Raw genomic sequence first — 1002 nt, forward strand, 5'->3', positions numbered from 1 at the left:
TGGCGCATGTCGGCGTCTTCGATGGAGATGCGCCTGTCGGCCGCCACGCCTTGTCGAATCTGAACGCCGCCTTCGGAGCGCGGCTCGAGGTCCTGTTCGCGCACCTGCGCGAGCGCTTCGATGGAGCGCGTCAGCGCAGCCGCGACGCGTGACTTCGACTGCTTCGCCACCCAGGCCATGAGGCGGTCGAGTTGTCGGCACAGGCGATTGAGTGCGTCGAGCTTCGCGTCGGGCGCGCTCCAGTCGATATCGAGGCCGGCCTTGATGCTGCTGGCCCTCAGCAACGGCGCATCGGCCTGCTGAATTACCTCCTCGACGTCAGTACCGAGCGCGAGCGCCATGCCCTCGGCCACCTTGCGGCCTGCGTGGCCGAGCAGGTTGAGGGTGTCCTCAACCCGCCCGGCCCCTTCTAAAGGGCGGCTGTCGACCCCCACTCGCAGCGTCTTCGGCGTCTTCTTCGAGTCAAACCCCTTCGTCCGCTTTGCCACCTCGACGGTGCGCTCCAGCAGCCGGCGGTCCATCTGGGTCGCGATGAGTCGCTCCCTGAATTGCTGCAGCCCGCCCTGGGAGAAGGCGGGCTCGTCCTCGTCCGCACCGAGTCGGTCCAAGACCATTCGCCACCGGCTGTCGGTGCCCGAGAGACATACGGCTTCGGCGTCCGAGGCCTGCGTGTAGGCCTGTACCAGCAGCGCCATGCACATCATCGCGGGCGGCTGCGGCGCTTGCCCCTGGCCCGTCTGTCGGTACATCGCCTCGAGCTCGTCCTGAAAAGCCTCATCGAACAACTCGTGCCGATGCTCGCGCAGGAAGACGAAAAGCTTCCTGCTCTTCCCCGCGAGCTTCAGCAGGCGCTGCTCCCGTGCGCTCTGCTCCACAGTCGGCTTCCAGCGCTCCATGAGCCACCTCCGAGAGGTGGCGACCTGATCACGCGGCGACAGCCCACGTCGATCGCGCTCGTAAGTATTCGACTTTCCTCGGGCGGAAACCTGATCGGCGCTCTAG

The 1002-nt window shown here is 66.4% G+C and carries 1 protein-coding gene; it reads right to left on the reverse strand.

Going from position 1 to position 1002, the window contains the following annotated elements:
• Positions 1 to 896, reverse strand: an 896-nt coding sequence (locus D7V88_RS41800; protein WP_147449165.1) for a transposase, incomplete at its 3' end; no start/stop codon positions are given.
• Positions 897 to 1002: the final 106 nt, after the last annotated feature.

This window comes from Corallococcus terminator (assembly GCF_003611635.1).
Lineage (GTDB): Bacteria > Myxococcota > Myxococcia > Myxococcales > Myxococcaceae > Corallococcus > Corallococcus terminator.